The sequence below is a fragment of the Leucobacter sp. USHLN153 genome, from assembly GCF_037145615.1.
Taxonomy (GTDB): Bacteria; Actinomycetota; Actinomycetes; order Actinomycetales; family Microbacteriaceae; genus Leucobacter.
Genome location: NZ_JBBCXE010000003.1, coordinates 19,195 through 42,842, shown reverse-complemented (window position 1 = coordinate 42,842; position 23,648 = coordinate 19,195). Strand labels below are relative to the sequence as shown.

At 64.6% G+C, this 23,648-nt stretch carries 16 protein-coding genes; 13 read left to right on the top strand and 3 right to left on the bottom strand.

What is annotated here, in order from left to right; genetic code table 11:
• Nucleotides 1-27 precede the first annotated feature (27 nt).
• The gene (locus tag WFH00_RS05995) at nucleotides 28-822 is read right to left on the bottom strand and encodes an AraC family transcriptional regulator (protein WP_336659794.1); all 795 of its coding nucleotides are present in this window, start codon (nucleotides 820-822) and stop codon (nucleotides 28-30) included.
• A 79-nt stretch (nucleotides 823-901) separates the two neighbouring features.
• Here WFH00_RS05995 and WFH00_RS05990 point away from each other — a divergent pair, with 79 nt between their 5' ends.
• Nucleotides 902-1,426, top strand: coding sequence for a VOC family protein (locus tag WFH00_RS05990; RefSeq protein ID WP_336659793.1), 525 nt, complete (start codon nucleotides 902-904; stop codon nucleotides 1,424-1,426).
• A 70-nt stretch (nucleotides 1,427-1,496) separates the two neighbouring features.
• Here WFH00_RS05990 and WFH00_RS05985 read toward each other — a convergent pair whose 3' ends face one another.
• Nucleotides 1,497-2,054, bottom strand: a complete 558-nt coding sequence (locus tag WFH00_RS05985) for a helix-turn-helix domain-containing protein (protein WP_336659792.1) — start codon at nucleotides 2,052-2,054, stop codon at nucleotides 1,497-1,499.
• 67 nt (nucleotides 2,055-2,121) lie between these two features.
• Between WFH00_RS05985 and WFH00_RS05980 the strand changes: the two genes are divergently transcribed.
• From WFH00_RS05980 to WFH00_RS05945, 8 genes are all read left to right on the top strand, one after another.
• Nucleotides 2,122-3,087 (top strand): NAD(P)/FAD-dependent oxidoreductase, encoded by a 966-nt coding sequence (locus tag WFH00_RS05980; RefSeq protein WP_336659791.1) that lies wholly within the window; start codon nucleotides 2,122-2,124, stop codon nucleotides 3,085-3,087.
• Nucleotides 3,080-3,847, top strand: coding sequence for a class I SAM-dependent methyltransferase (locus WFH00_RS05975; protein ID WP_336659789.1), 768 nt, complete (start codon nucleotides 3,080-3,082; stop codon nucleotides 3,845-3,847). Before WFH00_RS05980 ends, WFH00_RS05975 begins: the two co-directional genes overlap by 8 nt.
• A 425-nt stretch (nucleotides 3,848-4,272) precedes the next feature.
• The gene (locus tag WFH00_RS05970) at nucleotides 4,273-8,403 is read left to right on the top strand and encodes a DUF5979 domain-containing protein (RefSeq protein WP_336660220.1); all 4,131 of its coding nucleotides are present in this window, start codon (nucleotides 4,273-4,275) and stop codon (nucleotides 8,401-8,403) included.
• Nucleotides 8,404-8,599: 196 nt separating this feature from the next.
• Entirely contained in the window at nucleotides 8,600-9,547 is a 948-nt protein-coding gene (locus WFH00_RS05965; RefSeq protein WP_336659788.1) for an NADP-dependent oxidoreductase, read from the top strand.
• A gap of 302 nt (nucleotides 9,548-9,849) precedes the next feature.
• A complete protein-coding gene (locus tag WFH00_RS05960; protein WP_336659787.1) occupies nucleotides 9,850-13,158 on the top strand; it encodes a DUF7927 domain-containing protein in 3,309 nt (1,102 codons plus the stop codon).
• Nucleotides 13,159-13,787: 629 nt separating this feature from the next.
• Complete coding sequence (locus WFH00_RS05955) at nucleotides 13,788-14,138, top strand: type II toxin-antitoxin system RelE/ParE family toxin (RefSeq protein ID WP_336659786.1); 351 nt, start codon at nucleotides 13,788-13,790, stop codon at nucleotides 14,136-14,138.
• Nucleotides 14,139-14,143: 5 nt separating this feature from the next.
• On the top strand, nucleotides 14,144-14,449 hold the full coding sequence (locus WFH00_RS05950) for a helix-turn-helix domain-containing protein (protein WP_336660219.1): 306 nt from the start codon (nucleotides 14,144-14,146) through the stop codon (nucleotides 14,447-14,449).
• 1,055 nt (nucleotides 14,450-15,504) lie between these two features.
• Nucleotides 15,505-18,249 carry a DUF7927 domain-containing protein gene (locus WFH00_RS05945; RefSeq protein WP_336659784.1) on the top strand — a complete coding sequence of 915 codons (2,745 nt, stop codon included), beginning with the start codon at nucleotides 15,505-15,507 and terminating at the stop codon, nucleotides 18,247-18,249.
• 66 nt (nucleotides 18,250-18,315) lie between these two features.
• On the opposite strand, the gene aspS is transcribed toward WFH00_RS05945, so the two are convergent.
• Entirely contained in the window at nucleotides 18,316-19,659 is a 1,344-nt protein-coding gene (aspS, locus tag WFH00_RS05940; RefSeq protein WP_336659783.1) for an aspartate--tRNA(Asn) ligase, read from the bottom strand.
• A gap of 209 nt (nucleotides 19,660-19,868) precedes the next feature.
• Between aspS and WFH00_RS05935 the strand changes: the two genes are divergently transcribed.
• The 4 genes from WFH00_RS05935 to resB are packed head-to-tail and all read left to right on the top strand — an operon-like array spanning nucleotide 19,869 to nucleotide 23,626.
• The gene (locus tag WFH00_RS05935; RefSeq protein WP_336659782.1) at nucleotides 19,869-20,513 is read left to right on the top strand and encodes a histidine phosphatase family protein; all 645 of its coding nucleotides are present in this window, start codon (nucleotides 19,869-19,871) and stop codon (nucleotides 20,511-20,513) included.
• A complete protein-coding gene (locus WFH00_RS05930; RefSeq protein ID WP_336659780.1) occupies nucleotides 20,510-21,232 on the top strand; it encodes a TlpA family protein disulfide reductase in 723 nt (240 codons plus the stop codon). The genes WFH00_RS05935 and WFH00_RS05930 overlap by 4 nt, the downstream gene beginning before the upstream one ends.
• A 5-nt stretch (nucleotides 21,233-21,237) precedes the next feature.
• Nucleotides 21,238-21,981 carry a cytochrome c biogenesis CcdA family protein gene (locus tag WFH00_RS05925; RefSeq protein WP_336659779.1) on the top strand — a complete coding sequence of 248 codons (744 nt, stop codon included), beginning with the start codon at nucleotides 21,238-21,240 and terminating at the stop codon, nucleotides 21,979-21,981.
• Nucleotides 21,965-23,626: a cytochrome c biogenesis protein ResB gene (resB, locus tag WFH00_RS05920; protein WP_336659778.1), complete on the top strand. Its 1,662-nt coding sequence runs from the start codon at nucleotides 21,965-21,967 to the stop codon at nucleotides 23,624-23,626. The genes WFH00_RS05925 and resB overlap by 17 nt, the downstream gene beginning before the upstream one ends.
• Nucleotides 23,627-23,648: the final 22 nt, after the last annotated feature.

Here is a 23,648-nt window from a genome sequence, read left to right as displayed (position 1 = left end):
GCGCTGCCCTGCTTCCGAAGGGCCGCGCTACCGCGAAGCATGCAGGCGGTAGTCGCTGGGCGTAACTCCGAGCACGGCCTTGAAGTCGGTCGAGAAGTGCGCGTGATCCGAGTATCCGAGCTCCGAGGCAAGCTGGGCGATGCTCACCTCCGGCTGCTCCCGCAGACGCGCGGCGGCCTCCTGGAGGCGACGGCGGCGGATCATTCCGCTCAGCGACAACCCGAACGCACGATCGGCGGTCCGCTGCAACGTGCGGACGGAAGCGTGGAGTCGCTCGGGGAGCTGATCGACACGAGTGATCTCCGGGTCATCGAGGAGCACGCCGAGCCGGTTGGCGAGCTCCGCCTCATCCCCGAGCTGGGTCGGCGGCACTCGAGTCGTCACCCAGTCTGCGAAACGTGCGACCGCGTCGGCTCGCCGCTCGTCGGCGGGCCGCGCGGGATCCGCCATCGCCGCCACCACCTCGGCGTGCAGGGCGGGGTCGGCGACCGGGTGCGTAGCGTCGCGAAGCAGCGAAGGCTTCTCGGCGAGCGCGAGGGTCGCCGCCGGCAGGAGGAGCGCGCCAACCGCCCAGCCGCTGCCGGTGAGCACGCGCTCGGATCGCCGGGTCTGCGGCCCCACGAGCTCGATGCCGTCGGCGTCGATCACCAGGTTGCAGGCGGGGAACGGCAGCACCTCCTGGCGTGATTCGACACCTGTGGGGAGGTTCCACTCGGGGATCCAGAACCATCGCACCGCGTGTGCGACGCGGGGCTTGGGCGGCACGCGATCGAAGCGGGGCAAGCGCGAGGGGTACAGCACGCCTCGCTGATCCTCAAGCATCTGTTCTCTCCACCCCATCGGCGAGCAGTTGGCGCGAATCTGCAAGCGCCCGCCGTGCGCGCAATCTTACGCTGGGCCCATGCACACCAATTCTGAATCTCACGCCCAGGGCTCCTCTCGCGCGGCGAACGGGGAGCACACTACCGACGGCCGCCCGCACGGCTCGACCAGCCTCACCCCGTTCCTCGCGATCCGGAACGCAGCCGGTGCCATCGACTTCTACCGCGATGTCTTCGGCGCGCGCATCGTCGACGTCACAGAGATAGGCGGGCTCGTGGTGCACGCTGAGCTCGATTTCGGATCGGGTCACCTCCAAGTGGGTGAGCCGACGGAGGCCTCCCGTCTCGTGCCCGCGCCCAACGGTGAGGACGACTGCTACTCGATGGGCCTCTACGTGCCCGACGTCGACGCGACGGTCGAGCGCGCGGTCGCGGCTGGCGCTACGGTTCGCGAGCCCGCAACGGACTTCGTCTCCGGCGATCGCTTCTCGAGCATCCGCGATCCGTTCGGCGTGCGCTGGTCGGTGATGACCCGGGTCGAGGATCTGTCTGAAGAGGAGAGCGCCGCCCGCGTGCGCGAGTGGGCGAAATCGTTCGAGCAATAACGCCTCGCAGAACCCCTGGGCCGGTCAGTAGTTGTGGTTATGGCGGCGGATCGCCCGAGCGCCGACCCCCTCACTCGTCCCCGTGGCTGTGCAGGTGGAGGCGCTCGCCGACGGTATTGAAGATGCTGATCACCTCGGCCGGCCGCTCACCCTCCGCCTGCATCGCGTGCGGAGTCGAAGTGTCGAACTCTGCCGCCTCGCCCCGCTCGAGCACGAGCTCCTGGTCGTCGAGCTGCAGCCGCAGCCGCCCCGACAGCACGTAGACCCACTCGTGCCCCTCGTGCGTCCGCGGGGTGCACTGCTCAGCCCGCGGCTCGTAGGTGATCTTGAACGCCCGCACCTCGGATTCCTCCCGGGTCAGCGGCGCGACAACCATTCCCTCACGGCGCATGACGCTGCGTCGCACCCGCGGGTCTCGGTCCCGGGGCTCGAGGAGGTCGTCGATGCGGATCCCGAGCTGCCTCGTCAGTGGAAGAAGCAACTCGAGGCTCGCCTGCCGCTTCCCCGATTCGAGTCGCGAGAGTGTGCTCACTGAGAGCCCGGCCCGCCCCGCGAGTTCATCGAGCGTCCAGCCCCGCTCTCGACGAGCATTCCGCAGTCGCGGGCCAAGCTGCTGTAACTCATCCATCGCGCCCTCCTTGCCAATATCGCAAACTCGCTTGCAAGTATTGCACGCCGCCCGCATGCTGGTCCACATGAACAATCAGCATTGGGACGCCATCATCATCGGCGGCGGCGCGGCTGGACTCAACGCCGCCCAGACACTCGGGCGCTCGCTCCGGCGCACGCTCGTGATCGACGGGGGCAGCCCGCGCAACCGCTTCGCCGGCCACATGCACAATGTGCTCGCGCTCGACGGCACCCCGCCGCACGTGCTGCTCGAGCGGGGCCGGGCGGAGGCAGCGGCTTACGGCGTCGAGTTCCGCGAGGCGGAGGTACGCGGCGTGCGCGACACCGAGACCGGCGCCGGCACCGACGGCAGCGCGAACAACACCCTCACCGTCGAACTCGACACCGACGAATCTCTCACCGCCCGCACCCTCATCGTTGCGACCGGCGTCACCGACGCACTGCCGCCCATCCCCGGCCTCGCCGAGCGCTGGGGAACGACGGTGCTCCACTGCCCCTACTGCCACGGCTGGGAGGTCCGCGGCCAGCGCATCGGCGTGCTCACGACGTCCCCGCTGGGCGCCCACCAGGCGAAGCTCCTCACGCAGTGGACCTCCGATCTGACCGTCTTCACCGCGGGCCTCGACGGCGACCCCCTCGCGGGTTCCGGCGCCCTCGACCCCGAAACCGAGCGAGCCCTCCGAGCGCGCGGCGTGAAGATCGTCGACGAGCCGGTCACCGAGATCGTGGGCGAGGGTTCCGAAATTGACGCGGTCCGCACAGCGGTGGCGGATCACCCGATCGATGCGATCTTCACCGCCGGAGAGCTCGTGCCGCGTGACAATTTCCTCGCGGGCCTCGACCTCGACCGTGCGGAGAGCCCCGTGGGCAGCTTCCTCGCGGTCGACCCGAGCGGCCGTACGAGCCACCCACGCATCTGGGCCGCCGGCAACGTCGTGAACCCGGGCGCAACGGTGCCGGTTGCCATGGGCGCGGGCGTGATGGCGGGAGCGATGGCCAACTTCGCGCTGGTGGAGGAAGACCTTGCCTGAGCACAGCAGCGCGCATCAGCACAGCAACGCACATCAGCACAGCTGCGAACACTCACCCAACACCGAGCCCCACTCCCACCACTCTCACGAGCACGGCCCTCACAACAACGCCTCACAGCCCGACGCCTCGGCCGATCCCGCGAAGTTCTGGGAAAAGCGATACGGCGGGCAGGATCGCGTGTGGTCGGGCAGGGTCAACGCGACCTTGGCGGATGTCGCTTCGCAGTGGTCGCCCGGCCGCTCCCTCGATCTCGGCTGCGGCGAGGGCGGCGACGTGATCTGGCTCGCCGAGCGCGGCTGGCAGGCGACCGGCATCGACATCTCGGCGACCGCAACCGTCCGCGCTACCGCGGCGGCCCGCGAGCGCGGAGCGACCTCCGCCCGCTTCATCGCGGCCGACCTCGCGCACTGGATCGAGGATCCCGCGCGCATCGACAGCTCAGAGCACGGATTCGACCTCGTCACGGCGAGCTTTCTGCAGTCCCCGGTCGCGCTTCCTCGCGAGCGGATCCTTCGCGCAGCCGCAGCGCGCGTGGCTGCGGGCGGACGGCTCGTGGTGGTCGCCCACGCCGAGCCGCCGGCCTGGGCGAAGGGTCACGGCGGAGACTTCCCGGTGCCGGAGGAGGACCTCGCCGCTCTCGAACTCGACGCGCGCGCCTGGGAGATCGAGGCCTGCGAGACCCGTGAGCGCGCGACCACAGCTCCCGACGGCACTGCGTCCACACTGCTCGACTCGCTCGTGATCGTGCGCCGTCGCTAGGAACCCGCCAGTCCGCCAGCTCCGACGAGCCCACCGCCAGCCCATCGCCCACCAGCCCGCCAGCACCAATCCTCCTCCACCATCGCGGGCTAAGTAGCCGCCCCCTCAATCTCAGTATTTTGTGGACAAGTTTCAGTGCCCATGTTGTAAAACCTGAGTGTTTGATGACAGGATCTGAGTGGTGGAGATCGGCACATTGGGTGCTCTTCGTGCGTTCCTGCAGGCAAATGCGACATTCCTGCCCAGGCTACGAACGGTTTTGAGCCATGCGTCTCTCGGTTCGTTGTTCGGCGTAGGGCTAGCTGGAATGCGGTTCGCGCCAGCTCGTGAGTGAGAAAGGCGGGGACCGTATGCGTTCTCGAAGAAGTTCAGCGTGGGGCGCGCACCTGAGGTCGTCTGCAAATGGCGTGCGACGTGTGCTCGCCATGATTGCAGCGGTGCTGATGGTGGTGCTCGGGCTGACCTCGGTCGCCCCGGCTGCGATGGCCGCCCAGAATGAGCGAATCATTCTCGATGGCGTCACAATCGGCGGCGGGACGGGCCCTGACGGTCAGCTCGTAGTGGGCGATACGGTGTCTGTCTCGGCGACTTGGAATGCGACGTCCGCTGATCCGCACGAGGGCGACTCCTTCACGATCGGGGTGCCGAGGGAGCTGAGGATCCCGTCCGACGTTCCGTTCCCTCTGACAGGGCCTCGACAGGATGGTTCGAGCGCGACGTGGGCCACGTGTCTCGCGACAGCGGCGGCCGGAGAAGTGGTCTGCACGCTCACCGCGGAGGTCGAGGCCAACCCCGAGCTCGTCAACGGCGAGTTCTCGTTCGACATCGAAGCGGCCGAGGCGACGACGGCGAACGAGCTCAACTTCAATCTCAACGGTCAGTTTGTTCCCGTAGCGCTCCCCGGAGAGGGCGGCATCGATGATGGCATCGTGCTCTCCGACGACTGGAGCAAGTCGGGTGAGATGAATGACAACAACTGGTCGATGACCTGGACGATCGACCTCCCCGGCTCACGCATGCAGGGCGAGGACGCGATCAACGTCGCTGACGCGCTCAGTGCGACTCATGTGCTGTGCGAACCCGCGAACCTCAAGGTCGTCACCGTTCGCGGTGACAGTGTTGCAGACGTTTCCGGCATCGCGGAGATCACCCCGGGCGCAGACGCCCAGCACTTCACTATCGGTCTCGACGCGCCGGAACCCAACGGCTTCGATGCGAATGTCACCTACAGAATCACCTACGACACCTGCACTCCCGACGGGCAGATCGATCCCGAGGAGACCGAGTACACGAACGAGGCATCCATCGATGTCTGGGGCGAGTCGTCTGGCATCATCGGCGTGCACCCGAATCCGTGGCACGAAGACCTCACGAAGACCGGCACCGTGCTCGGCGGCGCCGATCGCAATGGCAAGATCGCGTGGACCGTCACGGTGCCGGGTGATCAGCTGGTCGGCAAAGACGGCTTCAACTTTTCCGAAACTCTCGGAGCGGGGCACGAGTTGTGCACCGATACGATCAGCAACCTGAGGGTCACCGAGCGATACGGTCCCAGCGATCAGTTGCAGCGCGACACGACGGGGCTCCTGACGCAGACGGTGAACGCTCAGTCAGCGCAGGCCTTCGACATCGATTTCGCGATCAACGATTCGTCGTTCGAGTTCCGGCCGTCGGATTACCGATACGTCATCACGTACACCACTTGTGTCACAGAAACCGATCTGCCCGAGGGCGGTACTGCGTACAGCAATCAGGCCAATGTCGACGGGGTCGTAGCGGGCACGGAAGCAGAGGTGCCCGGCCGCACGGATCAAAAGAACGGCAGCATCAACAGCAAAGCCGTGACGATCGACGGAGTCCAGTACCTGCCGCAAACGACCATGAACTGGAGCATCGTGGTGCCGGGCGAGCGTCTCCAGGACGTCGTGGGTGACCTCAGCGTCACCGACACGCTTTCCGGCGCGCACCAGGTCTGCGCGGCTGGTGACCCATCTGGCGGCCTCGCTTCACGGCTTGCGCTGAAGGTCGAGGCGCGAGATCAGATCAGCGGTGGCGGTCTGTCGACCGTTGACCTCACGGACTCCGTGACCGCGGAGCAGAACGCTGCTGAACTGACGTTCACGATTCCGCGGCCGGAGTTGCCGCAACCTGACGGATCGACTGCGACTGCATTCAGCACGGAGTACCAGTACGTCATCTCGTACACCACCTGCACCACAAGCGGCGGGATGGATGCGCCGGGAACCGAATACGGCAACACCGCCGTCGTCAACGGCAAGACGTACGACCGGACGGTGACCCAGAACAACCGCGGCAGCGGCTCGGGATCGGGCGTGCCGCGCGGCTCGATCGCGATCGATAAGCTCCTCGCCGACACCACGGGCGCTCAGTTCGTACCTGAGGACGCTTCGTTCACCGTGCATGTCAAGGAGATCGACCCGAGCGGTGCGACACAGGTCGAGTACGATCTGCAGATTCCGCTGAACGGCGATCCCGTGAGCGGGCCGAACTCACGAGGCACCGGCTGGACGGCGGAACTTTCCGAGCCCACTTTCCCCAACATTCCCGGGGTCGTCTTCGGTACTCCCGCGTTCGCGCCGGGCGCCGGCCTCACCGTGAGCGAGGATGGCGCGACCGCGATCGCGGCACTCGAGCCCGGCAGCAACATCGGAGTCAGCCTCACGAACACCGCGCAACTCGGTTCGCTGAGCATCGTCAAGAGGGTCGAGGGCGGCGCTGCGGAGCGGGTTGACGAGGATCTCACGTACGCGATCACGGCACACGTCGACACGAGTGCACTCGGCAACGGCTTCCCGTCGCAGGCCGACCGCGAACTGACGCTGACCGCCGACGAGCCCGCAGCGCTCGAGGATCTTCCGATCGGTGCCGTCGTCACGTTCACCGAGGCGAAGCCGGCAGATGACGATCAGTTCACCTGGGGCGACCCGGTCTTCAGCCCGGAGAGCGTGACCGTCAGTGCGGAGAACGCCACCGTCCCGGCAGCGGTGACAGTGACGAACACCGTCGAGCGTACGCTCGGCACGTTCTCGCTCGTGAAGCGAGTCACGGGCGATCAGGCCGACAACGCTGCGGTTCCGGATGAGGTCACGGTGACTGCTACCTGGAACGAAGAAGGAACGCCCGGTGCGAAAACTCTGACGTTGCCGACCGACGGTACACCAGTGCCGTTCGACGAGGACCTCCTCATTGGTACTGAGGTCACACTCACGGAAACTCCGCTCATTGACCGCTCGAGCATCGCGTGGGCTGATCCGACGTGGTCGGGCACGGGTGTCGCGATCGATGGTCATTCGGCCGTGGTCACCGTGACCCGAGGAGCTGACATCACGGTGAATCTTGAGAACCAGGCGACGACGTCAGTGGCTGGGCTGAGTCTGATCAAGGGCATCGCCGGTGAGGCAGCCGGCGAGGTCGCTCCGAGCACTGAGTTCCCTGTGACCGCTACTTGGGTCGATGCTGAAGGCGTCGACCAGTCGCGAAATCTCACGATCAATGCCGAGTCGCCGACGTCGTTGGGTGAAGACCTGCCGGCCGGCACCGTGGTGACGATCACCGAAGGCGAGAGTCCCAAGATCGACACCGTGGTCTGGGGGTCCGTCTTCATCAGCGGTGACGACGTCACCGACGAAGGCGATCGAAGCGCCGAGATCGTCGTATCCGATCAGCAGGGCGCTGCGACGCTCGTGACGGTCACGAACGAGGCGACTTGGGCGGCGGGAACGTTCTCCCTTTCCAAGGAGGTTGCGGGAGTCTCCCTTAAGAACGCGGATGTGCCGGACTCGGTCGAGGTCACTGCGACGTGGATCGAGGATGCCGAACCGACTTCGGTGACGCTCACCGTTCCGACGGATGGGTCGGCGATCCCCCTCGGGCGCGAGCTGCCCCACGGTACCCAGGTGTCGCTCTCCGAAGCCGAGCCTGACGACAGCGCAGCGTTCACCTGGGCTTCCCCGGAATGGGAGGCGGAAGGCATCGTTTCGAACCAGGATGACACGGCGACGATCACGATCGGCGCGGCAGAGGACACTGCCGTGACTGTGACGAACCGGGCGATCGCATCGCTTGGCTCCCTGACGGTCACGAAGTCCCTCTCCGGCGACGGTGCATCGGAAGTGCCCGATGGCACGGAGTTCCCCGTCACAGCAACGTGGACTGATCTGCTCGGTGAACAGCACAACGTCACGTTCGACGTCACCGCGGGCACGCCGGCCGTGCTTTCCGATCTGCCGCTGGGCACGGAGGTGACGCTGTCGGAGGGTTCGGCCGAACTGCCGAGCAGCATCACCTGGAAGGGCGCCAGCTGGTTGAGCGACGATGACGCAGTCGCCGTGAACGGTGAGGGCAACGAGGTGATCGTTACGGTCACGGGGGAGCCGGATGCGTCGGCCGAGATTGATCTGCAGAACCGGTTCGATAAGGTACCGGCTCTCGCGATCACGGGCGGACACCTCTGGTCAGCGGGCGCGGCCGTGGCTGTGCTCCTCCTACTCGGCGGAGGGGTTCTCCTGCTGACCCGTCAGACGCGACGCGCATAGCTGCGGGCATGAGCGGGATGGGGCGAAATGTTGTCCGTCTCGTCCCGCTCGTGAATCGCAGATCTCACGACACTGCGCCGCCCTGATCGAGTTATGTGTGGCTCCTGCGGAGGAGCCGGCGATCAGGCCGTAAAGCATTTTTCCGCTGCGCGCCAGGTGATTGCCGCCGATTGCGACCCTCTGAGAGGCTGGCCGCATGACAGTTCCAGACTCGATGATCGTGATCCAGCAGTCAGAGCTCGGCGAGGCGGACGTGCTCACCCCGGTAAGCCGGCCGGTTCCCGAGCCGCGCGCCAATGAAGTACTCGTGCGCGTGCGCGCGGCCGGAGTGAATCCCACTGATTGGAAGCACCGGCGCACCGGCGGGTTCTTGGCGGATCCGCCCTTCGTCCTCGGCTGGGATGTCTCGGGCGAGGTTGTCGCTCTCGGGGTGGGCGTTGCTCGCTTCGAGGTGGGCGACGAGGTCTTCGGCATGGCGTCGTACCCATGGGGGCACGGCACCCACGCGGAGTACGTCGCGCTCCCGGCGCGCGTGCTCGTGCGGAAGCCGACCGAGATCGACCACGTGCAGGCCGGGGCGCTCCCGCTGGTCTCGCTCACCGCGTGGCACGCGCTGCACCGCTACGCGCGTATCGAGGCCGGCCAGCGGGTGCTCGTGCACGCGGCGGCCGGTGGTGTCGGCCACGTGGCGGTGCAGATCGCGAAGGCGGCCGGCGCCGAGGTGATCGGCACCGCGAGCGCCGAGAAGCACGACTTTCTCCGCAGTATCGGCGTGGACGAGTGCATCGACTACCGCACCCAGGAGTTCGACGACCTCGTTTCAGATGTCGATGTCGTGCTCGACACTATCGGCGGCGAGACCTCGCTGCGTTCCCTGCGCGTGGTGCGCGAGGGCGGCGTCGTCGTCTCGACGCTCCCTACTGGCGATGACGCGTTCATGGAGGGCGCCGCGCGCCTCGGCGTTCGCGCGGTCCGAATGCTCGTGGATTCTTCAGAGCATGAGATGGAACTGATCGCCGACCTGGTGCGCCGCGGCGAGCTGCGGGCGCACATCGATCGCACCTTCCCGCTCCGCGATGCTGCCGATGCGCACCGCGCGGGGGAGACCGGCCGCACCACGGGCAAGCTGGTGTTGACGGTGTGATGCTGGTCGCGGTCTCGTGCTGAGCACGTGGTCGCGCGACGACGTACCGCCTTGATCAGCAGGATGGTTGCGAGCAGCTGGAGTCCGCGAACTTGCATCAGTGGCGCATGCCAGAGAGGCCATCGCAATTCGCGGAGGCGAACTGCTCAAGTCTCCGTCACTCAGCACTGAAATCTCACCATCGCCATGCTGCAGAGGTGCCGGCGTCTACTGCGTGACCTGCGGCTGACCTGACTCTATATATCGGAAGAGTGCCGCCTTGAGGGGCAGCACCCGAGGTTTGAGTCTTCAAGGGGTGAGTCATGGCGTTGACCAATCGTGTCTGGTCGAAGCGTGTACTGAGTGTGCCGGTGGTGGTGATGCTGGCTGCGGCGCTGGCGGTCCCGGCATCGCTGTCGATGAGTTCTGTTGCCTCTGCGACGGCGGAGGATCCGGCGACGGGTACCTCCGTCGAGCTGCAGACCGACGATTCCTCGAAGAGCGTGGCGGATGAGTCAGTGGAAGATACTGCCAATGCGCCCGACGCTGCCAACCCCATTTCCGGGGGGGGGGGGGCGTTAAACGCTGTCCCTGACGAAGTAACGGACCTCGCGGACGACTCTTCCAACTCTCCTGCGAAAACCGACGACGACACCTCTGAAGATCCGGCAACGAAGCCGAAGGAGGGGGTGTCGAAGAAGCAACCGAGTCCACTGCTGAATCGCGGACCACTCTTTGAAGCGCTTGCCGCTGATGCACCGACAGTAGTGCAGCCGCTCGAAGGCGCAATGGCAACCGTTGTTGAGCCGAGCTTCCCGCACGCGTCTTTGCAATCCGCTCAGATGATCTCTCAGAACTCTCAGAACGCCTATGTTCACCAAGGCGAATCGGTGCTTCTTAACCTGAAGGTGAATGAAGGCGTAACCTTCTATTGGGACGTCTTTCATCCGTCTGGCGAAAAGGAAATGTACCAGATGACCACGGCCGGCGCTTTCGTGGTGAAGAATCCGCGCTCGGGTGTACAGACGGTCGTAGTCGAGCCGAAGTTTGCGCCAGGCCAAAGTGACGGCATTGTCCGTTTCGATTTTCGTGCGAGTCCTGTGGGCAACGAGGCCAATCCTGCGTATAACGCCGGAGAGAATTGGTACACCGCGAACGTATTCGTTATCCCCGGATCGTTTCCCGTGGGGATCGGTACCCTTTCGTACTCCGATGTTTCGCGACTTTTCGACAACCGCGTGCGCGGGCGCGTCTTCACTCTGGGGTCCTATATATTGCAATCCTTCACCGATCGAAGGGACTTCACGTTCTGGTCGCTCCTTTACTCGGGACACCTCTACGAGATTTCAACGTACAAATACATGGGGATGAGTTCCCTCGTTAAGACTTCGAGTAGTGGCCCCGGCGATCCCAACGTCCCCGACCGCTGCGTCTCCGCTTATAAGAGTTTGAGGCCCACTAAAGCAGAACAAGAAATATGTGGCACAACCTTCTATCAGTTCTTTGAGAAACCGGCGAGCGATCTTCCAAATACAGCGACGCTTAATGGAAGGAGAGTGCCACTTTCGCCGCCTGTTATTCAAGCCGCAACGTTGGAAGCTCTCCCCGTCAGTTGGCAAAGCTCGGGCGGGCCAGGAATACCGTTTCGCGGGTCGTTGTCTTGGCAACTTCCGGAGGCATTCACTGGGTCTTATGTGCTGCAGGTCGACGCTGACGGAGACGGATCGTATGACGGCACGACGGACCGAAGTATTTCATTCAACGCCAGCTTCGGAAGTGCGTCAGTCGAGTATGCGTTTGATGGTCTTGACAACGAAGGAAGAGCAATCCGCCACGATACTGATGTTTCAGCCCGGCTCTATTTTGATCATCTCGCTGAAGTGCATTTCACTTTCTGGGACGTGGAACTTCTTGGTGGAGTGACAATTACTCGGTTGAATGGCGATGATCCGGGTTCGACAATTTACTGGAATGATCTGGACGTAACGCCAGTGTCCTCGTATGCAATCCCTCCACCGAAGCTTGACGGAAGGGAAGGCGTGGACAGCGCAATTGCGGATGGCGTACATGGCTGGTTTGAGGCACCTGCGGGGCGCGGCTCGCAGGAAACTTGGGGTGATCAGCAACTTATTGATAACTGGGGCTACGAGGCATTGAGAGTTTCGACGAAGGTGAAGCCCTTGACGCTTCCACCGGATATTCAGGTCCAGAAGCAATCCTCCTACGATCAGGTCACCGGGAAGGTTACGTACACCGTGAACGTCCGTAACGACGGCCTCGGCTACTTCGACGAGGACACGGTCGCCGGTATCGGTTTGCTTGCCCGGGATCAGACGAACGGTGTGCTCGATGACGCAACGTTCAACAATGATCTTGCCGTGACGTCCAAGAATCCCGATGTGAAGGGTTCGTATGACCCGGCAACGGGGTACGTGCAGGTGCTTCTCGACAAGGGCGCCTCGTTCGGGCCTGGGGACACTGCGACGGTGACGTACTCCGTGACGGTGAATACGACAAAGACCGGGGATGCGACGCTCCTGAACTATGCGGAGGCCGCGAACTACGATCCCGGCGACCCGAAATTCGGGTGCGCCGACGACGACGGCAAGCCCCTCCTGATGGTGGGTTCGTCGTCCGGGTGGTCGAAGTGCTCCTGGACCACCGATCTTGTTCCGGTGTTGTCGATCGAGAAGTCCGCCGACAAGACCGAGCTGTACGGTCTGAACGATGTCGCCACCTACAAGGTGAAGGTCACGAACCATGGTCCGGGTGTGCTGAACGGCTTCAACTTCGGCGGTACGAACGGCGTGAACCCGGTCATGGTCGATGATCTCGCGAAGGTCGCCGATGACGCGCAGCTCGTGTGGACCGACACTGCGGGTACCGTCCCGGAGAACACGTTCTACGAGGACGGCGGGAAGCTGTACTGGCACGGCACACTCGCCGTCGGCGAGACCCGCACCCTGAGTTATCAAGCGAAGGTCGTGAAGGGCACCGTGAACGATTACGAGCTGAACAACACCGCCTGTCTCGCTGAAAATATTGTGATCGCCAAGGACGCGAAGCGGTGTGCGGAGGCGAACCTGACGCGTGCGGGTCTTGCGATGGCGAAGACCGTTGACCCGGCGTCGGGTGAGGCGGTGGAGCCGGGCGAGCAAGTGACGTACACGCTGAGCTTCTACAACCCGGGCAAGGCACTCGCGACAGTCGACACGATCGACGTTCTCGACGGGGTGCTCGATGATGCGATCGTGAATGACGATTTCGTCGTGAAGGACGGCACGATCACGGTGACCCGTGAGGCTAGCGTGACGGGCGAGAATCTTGTCATCACGGGCACGGTTCCCGCGGGGAAGACCGCGACCGTCACCTACACGGCGACGGTGAAGGCGGAGAACGAGAAGAAGGGTGATTACGAGCTTGAGAACGTGCTCCTCGCGTCCCCGGATATCGAACCGGTGTGTGGAGAGGAGGGTGTGTTCTGCGTGTGGAACCCGCTCCCGCATCCCACCTTCAGTCCGACGCTCCCGTTCACGGGCACGGAAGGTCTGATGCGGCTTCTCGTGCTGGGTGGTGCGGGTGTGGTGGTGCTGCTCGTCGTAGCCCGCCGCTTCACGAGACGCGCCAGCTAACCCGCGGATTGGGTGGCCGTGGTGCCGAGCGCCACGGTCACCCAGCGCCTGCCCATTCCTCGGCCATCGTCGGTAAAGTGGCGGACCTTCCAGCCACGCCACATCGGCAGGCCGCCTCCGAGATCACGTGCGGCGTGATCCGCCCGCTTTATCAGTGAAATAGAAGACTTCCTCGGGGTTCTCGACACGCTAGGAGATACCCGGGGCATCACCCACGGTATGAGCTGTGTGTTTCTAGGGCGTGCGGCGAGTGCTTGGTGGTGGTGGCACGGCAGTGTTCCGTTGGATACGGAGGCACTGCGGTGCAGGGGGAGCGAAGGCCTCGTTCCCGGAATACGGTGCCCTGGGGCTCTCGACACGCTAGCGCCACGCTAGGAGAGCCCCGGGGCACTACTCTCGCGCCGATCCGCCCTCCGCACCTCTCACTTACTCGCCCTCACCCACCCTTATTGCCAAAAGTGCTTTTTTGGCGAAGCCAACGCCGTAATTGACGCGATTCTTGAGCTCTCGCGCCTCGCTCCCACCCCCGGCGCCACGCCTGGTGCTACCGCCGGTGCCGCCAGCCCCCATTCAACTCGGCTAGTTCGACTCCACTCACACCTAGACCATGCATGGTCTCCAATCTATGCATGTGGGTCGTTGATATCGAGCTGATCGCAGAGTGGCTTGCTGCGTTAGATCAACGGTCACGAGAGCAAGTTGTAGCTGCGATCGAGCTCCTGGAGGAACGAGGACCCGATCTCGGGCGGCCGATCGTCGATACTGTAGTTGCCTCGCGGCATCGCAATATGAAGGAACTGCGCCCAGGGTCGAGTGGTCGGTCGGAGCTGCGGGTGTTATTCGCTTTCGACCCCGAGCGCGCAGCGATTCTCCTTGTAGCGGGCGATAAGTCTGGCGACTGGCGAGGGTGGTACAGGAAGAACATCCCGCTGGCTGACGACATCTTTGACGAACACATTCAACGTTTGAAAGGAACGTGAGTCAAATGGCAAGGTCACTGAATGAGTTTCTCGTGGATCATCCTGTCGACCGTGAGCGCGTAGACGGACACAAGGACCGGATGCTCTCAGAGATCCGCGCCTACCGGTTGCGTGAGCTGCGCGAACAAACTGGTATGACGCAGGCGCAACTTGCGGACCGCATCGGTGTCGGTCAGCGTCAGGTTTCCAAGATCGAGCACGGAGATATTGACAGCGCCAAGATCAGCACGATTCGGCACTACCTCGAAGCGGTGGGCGGCAGCCTCGCAATCGAGTACGTTGTGGGTGATCAGCGCGTGCAGGTCGCCTGATAGCTGAACCTCTGAACAGTCCCCGGGCTGGGGCACCGTGATCCGCCCCACGCCTCAACCCGGATCGGTCAGTTGTTGTCGTTAAACCGCGGCCGTGACCGGCGCGCTTATTGTCACTGGACTCCGGTGGGCTCGGGAAGACAGTGTTGCTCGGACAATTCCGAACGAAAGTGATCGAGCAAAGAATGTGTCGTTGTCGAGCTCGAGGTCGACAAGTACGATGAGGACCATTTCCGCAGTGCCCCTGTTGTACACCCGGAGCATGATTATGCAGCCTTCGCCGTTCAGCACTTCGACAAGTTCCTCCTTCGCGCCATCCCGGATTTAAGCGTGCCAGCGATCAGGCCGCGCAAAAAGAAAGAGTTAAGCGCTCATTGCGACACCGTCAGTGGGGTCGACGAGTATCGGGACTGCTCAATCGCCCGGGGTTCGGGAGAACTCGTACGCATATTGCCACGCTGAAACGACGGAAGCGCGATCCGCGAGTCGTTCGTGAGCATGCTGCATTTCCAGAGCTGCGGTACGCAAGAGGTTCATCGGAATGCTGTATCCCATCCACCGTGCCTGAGCCTGTAAGGAGCTCAAAGCCCGTGTTCAGGGCCAGCACGCGGCGGATCGGTAGTGAGGGGGGAGACATGACAGTGCCTCACCGAACGAAACCGAGAAGCCGTCGCCTTGCCGCGGGGGCATTGGCTGCTATTGCACTGAGTAGCGTTTTGACGCTCGCGAACGGGACGGTCCCAGATGCTGCCGCAACTCCCCGCGGAGCGTTTGCGATGCAAGATTCCGATGCCATCGGCTCGGACGAGGGAGCTGACCCGACCTCTGAGAGTGCTTCTGCTGAACTGGGATCCAATCTGTTGCACCGGAACTTCGCAGCCCTCGGAGCGCCAGGTAATCCAGGCCAGCTCTCCGAGCCTTCGCTGTTGTTCACCGAGGACTTCGAGGGCGGCTCGGGGCTCACCGAGTTAGAGAATTTCCCCAGTAGCTCTCCTGGGGTCACCTACTCTGCGGACACGTACTGGCTCACACAGGGAGCCTGTAACGGGTTCATCATGAGTGCCGCGATCCCGATGCCAGCCTCGGGATACTGCCAGAAGAATCCGGCTGAATGGGATGCGGTTCAGAACAAAGCCCGGGCGCTCGGGTACCTGAATACGCCGCAGAACCCCCAGACGAACCGCGCGGTCTCCACGAACACGACCGCACAATCACCCGCCCCAGCCGGGCCCAACCTCATCATGTTCCAAACCGAGGGGCTGAGGTTCACCGACACGCAGAACCGCTTCATCACGTTTTCGGTCGATGCCGCTGCTACGGCGTGCGACCTGCCGCAGGCGAGCGATCCACTGCTGAGGTTCTATATTCGCGACGCACAGGGGAATGAGACCCCGATGTCCAGTGCAGCGATTAACCCATGCACTGATCCTCGTCACCAGACGGTCAAGCTGACATCGGGAAATAGCAATGAAGTCAGGTACGGCTCTTTTTTCGCGGACGGTAGCCGCCTGATCTACGGTGACGCCTTCGATATCGTAATCCGAAACGAACAAGGCCTCACGACAGGCAACGACGGTGCGTTCGACAACATCCGCGTGAGCGACGTCACACCGCAGCTGGACAAGAGCTTCTCGCCGACGGATGTCGACGCGGGTGGAATTTCACGATTAACATTCACCGTGACAAATCGCTCGGATCTCGCAGAAAAGAACGGCTGGGCCTTCACCGACACCCTCCCCGACGGGCTGAAGATCGCCACGCCTGCGAACGTTGGGGGAACATGCGAGGATGCAAACATTTCGGCGGCTGGCGACGTGATCAGCGTGACCCATGGCAAACTCGCAGCAGGCGAGGCCTCTTGCACGATCGAAGTCGATGTGACGTCCGAGCACCCCCTGAAAGGCGAGACCTCACCCATTGAGTTCACCAACGGCCCGGACAACATCACCGGAGTGGTGGGTCTCGACGAGCCCGACGAGGCACAGGTCCGGTTCCACTCAGTTCCCGAGCTCGAGGTCGCGAAGGATTCGGACGCGAACGACGGTGCTCGCGCTGGAGATACCGTGACCTACACCGTGGAGGCGACGAACACGGGTGACGGCTCGTTCACCGCAGCACGCCCCGCCATCGTGTTCGATGACCTCTCAGGGGTGCTCGACGACGCCGATCTTGACGAGGCTTCGCTCACGGCCACAGTCGATGGTGAGGCTGTCTCGCCGCCAGAGCGGATCGGCGACTCACTATCTTGGAGCGGTCCGCTCAAGTCCGGCGAGAAGGTAGTCATCACCTATCAGGTGACCTTGAAGAAGGGAGGCGACCAGAAGGTGGAGAACGTCGCTTTCGTGGCACCTCCGGGGACGCCCCCGACGTCGCCGCCGCCAGCTCCTGAGGGCGAATGCGAGGGCAATCCGCAGGTCGCCTGCCATGCATTCGAGATGCCTGAACTCACGATCGCAAAGACGGCTTCGCGCTCGACCCTCCCGAAGGTCGGCGAAGAGGTTGCATTCACGGTGACGGTGACCAACCAGGGGCCCGGCGACTTCACCGACGAACGCCCCGCCACGATGAGCGACGACCTCAGCCGTGTGCTTGATGACGCGGAAGTCGTCGGGCAACCAGAGGCCTCCACGGGCGAAGCGTCGATCGATGGTTCCGAGCTCAGCTGGTCCGGGGAACTCGCGGCCGGAGACACGGCGACGATCACCTACACGCTGAACTACAGTGGCGCCGGCGATCAGCAGCTCATCAACGCCGCGTGCGTGCCGGAAGCCTTGGCGCTGGACGGCGAGAACTGCGCCGAGGTGATGCTTCCGGGATCGCTGCTCAGCGTCTCGAAAACCTCGTCTTCTGACGACGATCCGCTGGTCGCGGGTTCGGTGGTCAACTACACGCTGACGTTCGACAACGGTGGGCAGGCTGCCGCAGAGGTCGACTACACGGATGTTCTGGCCCACGTTCTCGATGATGCCGTGGTGTCCCTTTCGCCCACGACGAGCCATTCAGATCTGCAGGCCGCGCTCGATGGAGGCCGGTTGCAGGTCACCGGCACGGTGCCTCCCGGGGAAGCCTACGCCGTGACGTACTCGGTGAAGGTGAACGATAGCGGTGCGCGAGGCGACGACATCCTCGCCAACTACCTGGTTCCAACCGCAGAGTGCGACGACGAGTCAGAGGCATGCTCGCTACAGCCTCCGTCCGCCGACGAGTGCGTAGACACGATCACCTCGACGTGCTCGCCTATCGCGGGGCTGGAAGTCGAAAAGGTCGCCGATCCGGCCGGAGGTGAAACGGTGAGTCCGGGGCAGGAGGTGACCTACACGTTGACGTTCCGCAACACCGGCTCCGCTCCCGCCCCGGTAGATACGTTCGACCTGCTCGATGGAGTGCTGGACGACGCGACCATCGACGAAGACGTAACGATCGCCGGCGAGGGCCTGGAGGTCACGCGCGAGGGAGACGCCGCGAGAGGACGCTTGATGATCGTCGGCGAGATCCCCGCTCGGGGCACCGTCACGGTCACGTACACCGCCACGGTCAAGGCCGAGTCGGAGAAGAAGGGCGACTTCGAACTCGTCAACGTGCTGGTGAAGTCTTCGGATATCAAGCCGGTCTGCGGGGAGCCCGGAGTGTTCTGCGTGAACCACCCGCTGCAGCATCCGACGATCACCCTCGCGCTTCCCTTCACCGGCGCGATGGGCCTCACGCGGGCGCTCGTACTTGGCGGATCGCTTGCGCTACTGCTCCTGGCGGTCGCCCGACGCCTCACCCGTCGAGCCGCCGCCTCACCCGCCGAGCGGTAACCCGCGAACAAGCAACGGTGCCCCCGTGATCCGCCCGCTCGTTGACCGAGCGACCGCGAAAGCCGATTACGGCAGCAGGCGGTTCGGCCCGCGGAAGAGGTAGGTGACCTCGCGGATCGACTGCTGCTGCAGCAGGAGCATCAGCACGCGGTTCAGGCCCATGCCGAATCCGCCGTGCGGCGGCACGCCGTAGCGGAAGAAGTCGAGGTAGAAGCCGAGCTCTGCCGGGTCCATACCCTTCTCCACAGCCTGCGCCTCGAGCACGTCGATGCGGTGCTCGCGCTGCGCGCCCGTCGAGATCTCGGTGCCGCGGTAGATGAGGTCGTAGCTCTTCGTGAGCTGCGGGTTCTCGGCGTCACGCATGTGATAGAACGGGCGGATCGAGGCGTCGTACTCGGTGAGGAACACGAAGTCGTGCCCGTACTTCTTCTTGACGTGGGCCGCGATGCGACGCTCGCCCTCGGGGTCCATGTCGGCGTCAGCGCGCGGCACCTCGTAGCCCTCGGCCTTGACGATCTCCTTCGCCTCCGCGAGCGGAATGCGGGGGAACGGGCGCGACGGCACCTCAACCTCGATGCCGAAGAGGTTCTGGATCTCCTCGCCGTGCTTCTCCTTCACCGCGGTGAGGCCGGCAACCATGAGCTCCTCGTGCAGCTCCATGACGTCCTCGTGCGAGTCGATCCAGCTCAGCTCGGAGTCGATCGACGTGAACTCGGTGGCGTGGCGCGACGTGAACGAGGGGTCGGCGCGGAACGCGGGCCCGACCTCGAAGATGCCGCCGAAGCCGGCCGCCTGAGCCATCTGCTTGAAGAACTGGGGGCTCTGCGCGAGGAACGCCTTGCCCTCGAAGTACTCGACCTCGAAGAGCTCGGCACGTGACTCGGAGGCGCTCGCCATGAGCTTCGGGGTCTGAATCTCGATGAAGCCGCGATCCACCCACACCTGGCGCAGCGCGTGCAGGAACGCAGTCTGCACGCGGAACACGAGGTTCTGCTCGGGGCGGCGCAGGTCGAGGAAGCGCCAATCGAGACGCACGTCGATGCCCGAGTCGCCAGCGACCGGGTTGTCGGGGAGCGAAGCCGCGACGACCTCGATCTCCTCGATCTGAATCTCAACACCGCCGAGCTTGACGCGCTCGTTGTGCTGCAGCTCGCCGACCACGGTCACAAAGGTGCCCTGCGTGAGCTCGGAAATGGTCGTGGTGCGCGGCACGAGGATGTCGGATCGCGGGTTCTCCGGATCCGCCTCGCGCAGCACGCCGCCGTTCACGAGCTGCACCGCACCCGACTCGTCACGCAGCACCACGAACTGCACGTACCGTTGGTCGCGAACCTTCTCGACCCATCCGGAAACGCGTACGGTGCCGTCTTCGCGGGCGGCCAGGTCCTTGATCAATACACGCTCAGTCACCCGCACAGTCTATCGGCGTCGCCGGGCGCATCCCTTGCTGCGGGCACGGGCTGCGCCGATCCGCCGCCGCCCCCTGCGATCGGGGTAACTTGCGGCGCGTGTTGCGAGCGACTCGCGCCCGACACCCACCGAAAGTTGCCCCGATCGCAGGGGCGTGGTGAGCACCCGCACGCAGCAACTCCCAGACTGCCCGATCGTAGAATGGTGCCGTGAGCGACAAACTGCTGCATTTGGTGCGCCACGGCGAGGTCCACAACCCCGACCGTGTGCTGTACGGGCGCATCCCCGGCTTCCGCCTCTCCGAGCGCGGCCACCGCATGGCGGAGGCTGCGGCCCTCGAACTGGCCGGCAGCGACCGCACCGTCACGAAGCTGTTCGCTTCCCCGCTCGAGCGTGCGCAGCAGTCCGCACGGCCGATCGCGAGTGCGCTGAGCCTCGAAATTCTCACAGAGGATCGCATCATCGAGCCCACCAACGCGTTCGAAGGCCTCGTGAACTCGGGCCCCGACGCGGCGTTCAAGCAGCCGCGCTACTGGCATCGCTTCTGGAATCCGTTCCGGCCGAGCTGGGGCGAGCCCTACCGCCAGGTCGCCGACCGCGTGCGCGAGGCCATGGACGAGGCGTGGGATTCGACCATCGACGGCGACATCGTGATGGTGTCGCACCAGTCGCCGATCTGGATGGCGCATCTCGACGTGGCGGGCAAGCCGCTGTTCCACAACCCGTCGTCTCGTCGGTGCGATCTCTCGAGCATCACCACGTTCGAGAAGCGCGGCGAGCGCTGGTTCGAGGTCGATTACCGCACGCCCGCCGCGGGCCTGCTCGACGATGCCGTGGACGTGGGCGCCGTATGATCCGGCGACGCGGAGCGACAACGGTCGCCGTGATGCTCGCTGCCGTGCTCGGCCTCGCGGGTTGCAGCACCGAGGGGAGCGACCTCGCCTCGCAGTATCGCGAGGGCAGCAGCAAGGGCTATATCGAGGGCGACGGTTCGACGCTCAGCATCCCGGTCGCCGATCGCACCGACCCCGTGGAGTTCTCGGGGAAGGCGGAAGACGGCGGCACCTTCGGGTCCGTCGACACCGCGGGCGACGTCACCGTAGTGAACTTCTGGTACGCGGGCTGCGCGCCCTGCCGCGCCGAGGCGCCCGACCTGGTCTCGGCGTACGAAGAGTTTGCTGACCAGGGCGTGCAGTTCGTCGGCGTGAACACGCGGGATCAGGTCGCTCAGGCGCGCCAGTTCTCCGAGGAGTTCGGGGTCGAGTACCCGTCGATCCTGGATAACGCCGGCGGCCGCTCCGTGCAACGCGCATTCGCGGGCCAGGTGCCGTTGAACGCGGTTCCGACGACCCTCGTGCTGGATCGCGAGGGCCGCGTCGCGCATCGCGTTCTCGGGCAGCTCGCGAGCGAATCCCAGCTCCGCACGCTGATCGACGAGACCCTCGCTGAGACGGGCGGCGGCGCGGGTGAGAGCGTGGACGGCGCTTCGGCCGACGGCGCGAAGGGCGCTTCGGCCGAGGGAGAGACTGACGACGGCGCGGCCGACGCATCCACCGACGGCGCGGCCGAGTAGTAGCGGTGGATCTTCAGGGGGTCGTCGCCGATGGGCAACTGCTCATCGCGTCGTTCGTGGCGCTCGCTGCGGGCCTGATCTCCTTCCTCTCTCCGTGCGTGCTGCCGCTCGTGCCGGGCTACCTCGCGTACGTGGGCTCGACAGCAGGCGCCGCCCCGGGCGAGAAGACCGGTCGCGCCCGCGTGCTGCTCGGCTCAGTGCTCTTCGTGCTCGGCTTCACCGTGGTCTTCGTCGCCTTTCTCGCGGCGGCGGGCACTGTGGGCATCTTCCTCGCGCAGTGGGAGGGCCTGATCACGCGGATCATGGGAGCCCTCATCATCGTGATGGGTCTCGTGTTCATCGGGCTGTTCACTCGCGCGCAGACCACGATGAAGATGAGGGTGAAGCCGAAGCTCGGGCTCGTGGGCGCCCCGCTGCTCGGCGCGGTCTTCGCGGTCGGCTGGACCCCCTGCATGGGTCCGACCCTCACGGTGATCATGGGCCTGAGCCTCCAGCAGGGATCGGTCTCCCGATCCGTCGCGCTCGCGATCGCGTACTGCGTCGGCCTCGGCCTCCCCTTCGTGCTGGCCGCGTTCGGCTTCGGCTGGCTCACGCAGACGATGACATTCTTCAAACGGCATATTCGTGCCGTGAACCTGATCGGCGGCGCGCTGCTGATCCTCATCGGTCTCCTCATGGTGACCGGTCTCTGGAGCAAAATGATGTACGCACTGCAGGCGGTGATTGGCGGCTATGTCACGCCCCTCTGATTACGACGACGGATCCGGCGCAGGCGGGGCCGCGCCGATCGAAGCGCCCGAGCTCGGCTTCCGGGGTTGGCTGCGCTGGTTCTGGCGCCAGCTCACGAGCATGCGCGTGGCACTCGTGCTGCTGCTCATGCTCGCGGTCGCCGCGATTCCGGGCTCACTCCTGCCGCAGCGCAGCGCCGACCCGAACGGCGTCGTGCAGTACGAGGCGGATCACCCGAAGCTCTTCCCGATCCTCGACGCCTTCCCCATCCAGGCGTTCGACGTTTACGGGTCGGTTTGGTTCTCCGCGATCTATCTGCTCCTCTTCATCTCGCTGATCGGCTGCGTGCTGCCACGCATCGTGCACCACTGGCGGGCCTGGCGCGGCAAGCCTCCGCGCACCCCGGCACGCCTGCAGCGCATGGCCGGGTTCTCGGAGGTGCGGGTCTCGAACCCCGATGCGAGCGATGCGGATCGCCTGGCGTTCGCCGAGCGCGCCGTCGAAGAGGCTGCCCGCCTGCTGAAGCGCTCGCGGTACCGCACTGAGATTCAGCGTTCTTCGCGCCGCGGCGTTGAGAGCGTCTCGGTTTCCGCCGAGCGCGGCTACCTGCGTGAGACGGGCAACCTGCTCTTCCACGTCTCGCTGCTCGGAGTGCTGATCAGCGTCGGCATCGGCGGCGTCTTCACCTTCAACGGGCAGAAGGTGCTCGTCGAGGGCGAGACGATGGTGAACCAGCTCATCGACTACGACACGGTGAACACGGGTCAGGGCTTCGACTCCTCGAGCCTGGACCCGTTCGGGCTCAAGCTCGACTCGCTCGACGTGGACTACGTCACCCCCGACGACGGCAACACCAACGCCATCGGGCAGGTGCGCAGCTACCTCGCGAACCTCGAGCTGATCGACCCCGACGGCACGACGAGCGAGCAATCGATCCGGGTGAATCACCCGCTCCGCGTGCACGGTTCGCCGATCTACCTCGTCGCGAACGGGTACGCCCCGCGTATCACCGTGCGGAACGCCGAGGGCACTGTCGTCTACAGCGAGGCGATGCCGTTCATCCCACAGAACAACATGACGATGCTCTCGCTCGGCGTCGTGAAGGTGCCGTACGGTTTGACGGAAGACGGCAAGGACGTGCAGGTCGGCCTGCGCGGCTTCTTCTACCCGACGAAGGCGGATCTCGACACCGGCGCCTACACCTCGAACTACCCCGATCTCGAGAACCCGGTGTTGACGCTCGACGTGTTCCGCGGCGACCTCGGCATCGACAACGGGGTGCCGACGTCGGTCTACTCGCTCGACACGACGAACATGGAACAGCTCACGGGCCGCGCCATCGATAAGGAGTCGATCGAACTGACCCCGGGCGAGACCGCCGACCTGCCGAACGGCATGGGCACGATCACGCTCGACGACATTCCGCGCTATGCCTCGTTCGACGTGATGCGAAACCCCGCGCAGACGTTCGTGCTCATCTTCGCGCTGCTCGCGCTCGGCGGTTTGATCTGGTCGCTCTTCGTGCCGCGCCGCCGCATGTGGGTGAAGGCAGTGCCGACCGAGGATGGCGTGGTGCTGCAGTACGCGGCGCTCGCTCGCGGCGATGACCCGGCGCTCGAGCGCGCGGTGGAGGAACTCCGGGACGCGCACCGCGACCGCCTGTAACGCGCGGTGGGGCGGCTCCGAG

Excerpts from the sequence above, each read along its gene's own strand:
- WFH00_RS05990 (WP_336659793.1), top strand. The coding sequence starts at position 902 with ATGCACACCAATTCTGAATCTCACGCCCAGGGCTCCTCTCGCGCGGCG.
- resB (WP_336659778.1), top strand. The coding sequence starts at position 21,965 with ATGTCACGCCCCTCTGATTACGACGACGGATCCGGCGCAGGCGGGGCC.
- WFH00_RS05960 (WP_336659787.1), top strand. The coding sequence starts at position 9,850 with ATGGCGTTGACCAATCGTGTCTGGTCGAAGCGTGTACTGAGTGTGCCG.
- WFH00_RS05965 (WP_336659788.1), top strand. The coding sequence starts at position 8,600 with ATGACAGTTCCAGACTCGATGATCGTGATCCAGCAGTCAGAGCTCGGC.
- WFH00_RS05945 (WP_336659784.1), top strand. The coding sequence starts at position 15,505 with ATGAGTGCCGCGATCCCGATGCCAGCCTCGGGATACTGCCAGAAGAAT.
- WFH00_RS05950 (WP_336660219.1), top strand. The coding sequence starts at position 14,144 with ATGGCAAGGTCACTGAATGAGTTTCTCGTGGATCATCCTGTCGACCGT.
- WFH00_RS05970 (WP_336660220.1), top strand. The coding sequence starts at position 4,273 with ATGATTGCAGCGGTGCTGATGGTGGTGCTCGGGCTGACCTCGGTCGCC.
- WFH00_RS05930 (WP_336659780.1), top strand. The coding sequence starts at position 20,510 with ATGATCCGGCGACGCGGAGCGACAACGGTCGCCGTGATGCTCGCTGCC.
- WFH00_RS05955 (WP_336659786.1), top strand. The coding sequence starts at position 13,788 with ATGTGGGTCGTTGATATCGAGCTGATCGCAGAGTGGCTTGCTGCGTTA.
- WFH00_RS05995 (WP_336659794.1), bottom strand. The coding sequence starts at position 822 with ATGCTTGAGGATCAGCGAGGCGTGCTGTACCCCTCGCGCTTGCCCCGC.
- WFH00_RS05985 (WP_336659792.1), bottom strand. The coding sequence starts at position 2,054 with ATGGATGAGTTACAGCAGCTTGGCCCGCGACTGCGGAATGCTCGTCGA.
- WFH00_RS05980 (WP_336659791.1), top strand. The coding sequence starts at position 2,122 with ATGAACAATCAGCATTGGGACGCCATCATCATCGGCGGCGGCGCGGCT.